Origin of the sequence: Brevundimonas sp., from assembly GCF_047617075.1 — a bacterium.
Classification (GTDB): Bacteria; Pseudomonadota; Alphaproteobacteria; order Caulobacterales; family Caulobacteraceae; genus Brevundimonas.
The window spans coordinates 1-5,795 of record NZ_JBLGCI010000027.1 but is presented as its reverse complement, the minus strand read 5'-3'; the positions used below and the strand labels follow the sequence as shown (position 1 = coordinate 5,795).

The window sequence follows — 5,795 nt, the reverse complement described above, 5'->3', positions numbered from 1 at the left end:
CTGTTCGGCGACATCCTGTCCGATCTGGGTCCCGCCTGCACCGGCACCATCGGCATCGCCCCGGCCGGCAACATCGATCCGGAGCGCCGCTTTCCCTCCCTGTTCGAGCCGGTGCACGGCTCGGCGCCGGACATCGCCGGTCAGGGCATCGCCAACCCCGTGGGCCAGATCTGGTCCGCGGCCCTCATGCTGGACCATCTGGGCGAGCCTGAAGCCGCCGCCGCGGTGGTGCGCGCCATCGAGGCGGTGCTGGCCCAGCCCCAGCTGCGCACTCCCGACCTGGGCGGCCCGGCGGACACCGCGGCCTGCGGGCAGGCCATCGCGGCGGCCCTGCGCGACGGCGCCTGACCTGCTGAGAGGCCACCTCCTCATTTTGCATCCACTTTATTGACCTACTGCATCCACGGCCCTAAGTCTCGGACATGCGGCCCGCTCCAGAAGCCGCAGGAGGAGACCGCCGGACATGCTTGAGGGCCCCGTGAAGATCATCGTGCCCACCGGATCCCTTGGCGCAGGCGCGCTTGAGGAGGAGGTGCGCTACGGCCTGTCCCGGGGCGCCCACGCCATCGCCACGGACGCGGGCTCCACCGACAGCGGGGCCGCCTATCTCGCCCTGGGCATCTCCAAGAACAACCGCGGCTCGGTCAAGCGCGACCTGACCATCCTGATGCGGGCGGCGGCGGACGCGCGCATTCCGCTCATTGTCGGGACCAGCGGCCAGGCCGGCGGCGACGCCAATGTGAACTGGACCCGCGACATCGCCGTGGAGGTCGCACGGGAGCTGGGCATTCGTCCTCGCATCGCCCTGCTCTATTGCGAACAGGACAAGGCGGACCTGAAGGCCCGAAACGCGGCGGGCAAGGTGACCCCCCTGCCCCCCGCCGGCGCCCTGGACGACGACGCCATCGACGCCTGCGACCACATCGTGGCCGCCATGGGCCCGGAGCCCTATGTGGCGGCGCTCGAGGCCGGCGCCGACATCATCCTGGGCGGACGCACCACCGACACCGCCGTCATCGCCGCCTTCGCCCTGATGAAGGGCGCCCCGTCCGGCCCTGCCTGGCATGCGGGCAAGGTGTCGGAATGCGGGGCCCAGTGCACCGTCTACCGCGATCGCGGCTCCGGCGTGCTGATCACCATCGACGCCGACGGGTTCGAGGTGGAGCCGCTGACCCTGGACAACCGCTGTGATCCCTACAGCGTCTCGGCCCACATGCTCTATGAGAACAGCGACCCCTTCCGGCTCACCGAACCGGGCGGCGTCCTGGACGTCACCGACGCCGAGTACAAGCCCGTATCCGACCGCATGGTGCGGGTGACCGGCTCCCTGTGGGAGCCCCAACCCTACACCATGAAGCTGGAAGGCGCCGGGCGGGGCCGGTTCCAGACCCTCATGCTGGTGGGCATCCAGGATCCGGACATCATGGCCAATGTGGACGTCTTCCACGACCGCATGCTGGCCGCTCTCTATGATCGGGTGAAGAAGACCATGGGCCCGGCCGCGGGCGACTTCCATATCTCGCTTCGCATGTACGGCTGGAACGCGGTGTCGGGCGACCGCCCGCCCGAGGGCACGCCGCCCCCGCGTGAACTGGGCGTGCTGTTCGTCGCCACGGCCGAGACCCAGGAGATCGCCACCCAGATCGCCAAGGCCTGCAACCCCTACTTCTTCCACTTCCCGCTGAAGATGGACGAGGAGCTGCCCAGCTACGGCTTCGCCTTCGGCCCGGCCGACATCGAGCGCGGCCCCGTTTACGAATTCCGCCTGAACCATGTGGTCCACGTGGACGATCCGTTCGAGCTGGTGCGCACCGAATGGGTGGACCTGGACAAGAGGGAGGCCGCCTGATGCCCCGCCTGAAGGACGTCTGCCGCCATGTGCGCTCCAAGAACGCCGGCCCCTACTGGGTCACCATCGACATCTTCTTTCATGACGCGGAGAGCTTCACCCGGTTCGGCTACAGCGACGCCCTGGGCGCTGAGGCCATCGGCGCCCTGTTCGGGGCCGACCCCGCCCAGGTGAAACGCTTCGCCGTGCCCGGTCTGAACGTGGTCAAGATCTCCTATCCCCGCGCCTCGCCGCAGGGCGGCGAGGTGGAGCGGGACATGCATTGCGGCCAGCAGTATGTGCGGCTTCTGGACATTGAGCTTTCCCCCGCCGATGCGGCCGCCGCCTGATCCGGTGACCGGCGCCCAGGCCACCTACCCCGTCCGCATCCGGGCCGAGGACATCGATCACCTGGGCCATGTGAACAATGCGGTCTATCTCCGCTGGGTGCAGGACGCGGTGGTGCGGCACTGGGAGCGGTTCGCCGACGGGGAGGCCGCCGCCCGGTTCCTGTGGGTCGCCCTCAAGCACGAGATCACCTACCGCAAGCCCGCCTTTCTCGAGGACGGCCTGACGGCAGCCGTCTCCCTGATCGAGGCCCGCGGCGCCCGCGCCCAATTCCGCACCCTGATCCGCCGGGGCGAACAGACCCTGGCGGAGATCACCAGCGCCTGGTGCGCGGTGGACCGGCACAGTCATCGCCCCCTGCGGCTGCCGCCGGCCACCGTGGCCCGGTTTCGGGCGGCCGCCGCGCCCTTGGACGGAGCGCTGGGTGGCGGTGTATGACACCCGGGCCGTCCACGCTTCCGACGGCGAGGGACAGGACAGCATGAGCTCAGAGACCACGCCCGCGGCCATCGACCTCTCCGATCCGCTGCACGCCGAACCGGCGACCCAGACCGTGCTCACCCGCCTGAGGGAAATGCTGGTCACCGGCGAGATCGAGGCCGGTACACGCCTGCGCGCCGAGGCGCTGGCCGCCCAGCTGGAGGTGTCCCGCACCCCCATCCGCAGCGCCCTGGCGGTCCTGTCCGCCGAGGGCCTGGTCAGCTACAGCGTCAACCGCGGCTACACCGTCCGCGCCGTCAGCCTTCGCGACATTCTGGATTCCATCGAGGCCCGCGCCGCCCTGGAGTCGCTCGCCGCGCGCCTCTCGGTCGAGTTCGGCTGGGAGCCGGCGCAGCTGGGCGCCCTGCAGGCGGTCGCCGGCGCCGGGCGGGCCATCGTCGACCGCGGCGCATGGTCGGTGGAGCGGGAGCGGGAATGGTACGACCTGAACTGGCGCTTCCACCGCATGATGAACCAGGCCTCCCAGAACGCGGTGCTGCGCAACGCCGTGCGCATGACGGTGATCTATCCGGTGTTCGGCGATGTGATCCGGGTCTGCCCCACGGTCAGCCGTCATGTTCCGCCCCGCGCCCGGCAGCTGCCCGATGCAACGCCGGACCACATCCGCGACAGCCAGGCCGATCACGAGGCCATTGTGGCGTCTATCAAGGCCGGCGACGCCGAAGAGGCCGGACGTCTCATGTCCGCCCACGTTCTGGCCACCAAGGCCCGCGTTCACGCCCTGGCCACGGTGCGCTGAGACCCGCATCCATTCCCTCCATTGATTGGATGCAATCGGTTGACCGGTCGCATCCAGTCTGCCTATCGTGCTCCCGTCCGCCGGTCTGACCGGAAGAGACGCAAAGAACATGACCCTGGGAGGGGACAATGACATCACGCCGCCAGCAGGCGTTCGCTTACGGAGTGGGCGTGGCCGCCCTCCTGGGCTACGCCATACCCGCACACGCCCAGATCGCCGCCGACGAACCCTCCGTTCAGGCCCAGCAGACCGAGGCCGTCCAGGTCGATGAGGTGATCGTTACGGCCCAGCGCCGCAGCCAGCGCCTCCAGGACGTGCCCGTGACGGTGACCGCCTTCGGCGCAGAGCAGATCGAGGAGGCCCGCATCCAGGTCATCGAGGACGTGGCCACCCGCACGCCCGGCCTGCAGATGGACGCCTTCCCCGCCACCCAGCCGCGCATCGGCATCCGGGGCATCGGCTCCACGGACCGGGGCGCTGCGGGCGACCCGTCCGCGGCGGTGTTCCTGGACGAGATCTATCTGGGCCGACCGGCCATGGTCGCCTTCGACGCCTTCGATCTGGAGCGCATCGAGGTCCTCAAGGGCCCACAGGGCACCCTCTACGGCCGCAATGTGGTCGGCGGGGCCGTCAATGTGGTGACGCGCCGGCCGGACCTGTCGGGCTTCGAGGCCGGCGCCGAAGCCTCGCTCGGCAACTACGGCCTGGCCGAGGGCGCGGGCGTGATCAATGCGCCCCTGGCCGGCGGCCGTGCGGCGGTCCGCGGCGCGGTCTCCTGGCGCACCCGCGACGGCTTTGTTGAAAACACCTTCACCGGAAACGATCTGGAGGATCGCGACACCCGCAGCGCCCGGCTTCAGCTCTATGCGGAGCCCCGAGACGGGGTCAGGCTCCTGTTCGGGATCGACGGCACGAGAGACCGCTCGACCGGGCCCGGCCAGCACGTGCTGGATCTGGACGAGACCGATCCCATGTCCGCCCTGTGGACCGTCGACCGGGACCCGGACCGCACCGCCAGCGAGATCGACGGCTTCCAGAACCGGGACACCTGGGGTCTGCGCGCCCAGGCGGATGTGGACCTGTCCTTCGCCACCCTGACCTATCTCGGGTCCTATCGCGATCTGGACTACGAAACCTATTACGACTTCGATGGCGGCAATCCGACCTTCAACTTCATCGGCATCGAAGGCGGCAATTTCGAACAGAGCGACGCCACCAGCCACGAGCTGCGCCTGTCGTCCCTGCCGGGCAGTGCGATCCAGTGGGTGGCGGGCCTTTACAACTACAACAGCGACACCGTGCGCCTGGATGTGCTGGCTCTGGACATCGGCGGCCAGGGCGAGGAAATCTTCACCCAGGACGCCTCCCTCAGCAGCTACGCGGCCTATGCGGACGTCACGGTTCCGCTCGGCGAGCGCCTCTCGCTCATCGCCGGGGCCCGCTATTCCCGCGACGACAAGGACTACCGCATCGACAATCTGGCGGGGAACGCCGTCTTCCGGGCCGACGAGCTTTTCGACGCCTCGGCCTCGGCGGACTTCGACGCGGTCACCTGGCGGATCGGCGCGGACTATCGCTTGGCCCCCGACCACATGATCTACGCCATGGTCTCGCGCGGCTTCAAGAGCGGCGGATTCCAGGACCTGCCCGCCACCGCCGAGGAGGCGGTGGATCCCTTCGACCCGGAATACGCCACCCAGTACGAGGTCGGCCAGAAGAGCGTCTTCATGAACGGCGCCCTGGTGTGGAACAACACCCTGTTCCTGATGGACTACACCGACCTGCAGACCCGCCGGACCCTGCCCAGCGGGGCGGTGGTCACCGACAACGCCGGGGCGGCCACCATCCAGGGCTACGAGACCTATCTCAGCTGGCGGCCCTTCGCCGGGGCCAATCTCACGGTGGGGTACGGCTATACCGACGCCACCTTCGACGAGTATATGCCCGAGGCTGGCGTGGACTATGCGGGCAACCGCATCGCCCGGGCGCCGGAGCACAAGCTCGTCCTGTCGCCCTCCTACGACCTCTATCTGCCGGGCGGCGCGGAGCTGCGCTTCGCGGCGGACTACCGCTACGAAAGCCTTATCTACGAGGACAACTCCAACGAGGGACCGGAGCGCCGCGAACCCAGCGAGTTCGTCGACGCCCGGATCATTTTCACCCCGCTGAACGGCCAGTGGTCCGCGTCCCTGTGGGGCAAGAACCTCACCGACGAGGTCAGCCGCGGCTTCCAGGGCACCTTCCTCGGCGCCAATTTCGGGTCCTATCTGCCGCCGCGCACCTGGGGCGTGACGCTGAACTGGAGCTTCTGACCGCCGCGCCCGGCTTCCGCCGGGCGCCTGCCCTTCCCGACCCTGCGTCCCGGTCCGCCGGGGCGCC

The 5,795-nt window shown here is 69.2% G+C and carries 6 protein-coding genes; all 6 read left to right on the top strand.

Going from position 1 to position 5,795, the window contains the following annotated elements:
• Window positions 1–348: isocitrate/isopropylmalate family dehydrogenase (locus ACI8U3_RS15315; RefSeq protein WP_415015736.1), on the top strand; the 348-nt coding region annotated here is incomplete at its 5' end.
• Between the two features lie 115 nt (window positions 349–463).
• Window positions 464–1,849 carry an acyclic terpene utilization AtuA family protein gene (locus tag ACI8U3_RS15310; protein WP_415015735.1) on the top strand — a complete coding sequence of 462 codons (1,386 nt, stop codon included), beginning with the start codon at window positions 464–466 and terminating at the stop codon, window positions 1,847–1,849.
• Window positions 1,849–2,178: a DUF4387 domain-containing protein gene (locus ACI8U3_RS15305; RefSeq protein ID WP_415015734.1), complete on the top strand. Its 330-nt coding sequence runs from the start codon at window positions 1,849–1,851 to the stop codon at window positions 2,176–2,178. Before ACI8U3_RS15310 ends, ACI8U3_RS15305 begins: the two co-directional genes overlap by 1 nt.
• Window positions 2,162–2,614 carry an acyl-CoA thioesterase gene (locus ACI8U3_RS15300; protein WP_415015733.1) on the top strand — a complete coding sequence of 151 codons (453 nt, stop codon included), beginning with the start codon at window positions 2,162–2,164 and terminating at the stop codon, window positions 2,612–2,614. The genes ACI8U3_RS15305 and ACI8U3_RS15300 overlap by 17 nt, the downstream gene beginning before the upstream one ends.
• A gap of 43 nt (window positions 2,615–2,657) precedes the next feature.
• Window positions 2,658–3,416, top strand: a complete 759-nt coding sequence (locus ACI8U3_RS15295) for a GntR family transcriptional regulator (RefSeq protein WP_415015732.1) — start codon at window positions 2,658–2,660, stop codon at window positions 3,414–3,416.
• 128 nt (window positions 3,417–3,544) lie between these two features.
• Window positions 3,545–5,728, top strand: a complete 2,184-nt coding sequence (locus tag ACI8U3_RS15290; RefSeq protein ID WP_415015731.1) for a TonB-dependent receptor — start codon at window positions 3,545–3,547, stop codon at window positions 5,726–5,728.
• Window positions 5,729–5,795 lie beyond the last annotated feature (67 nt).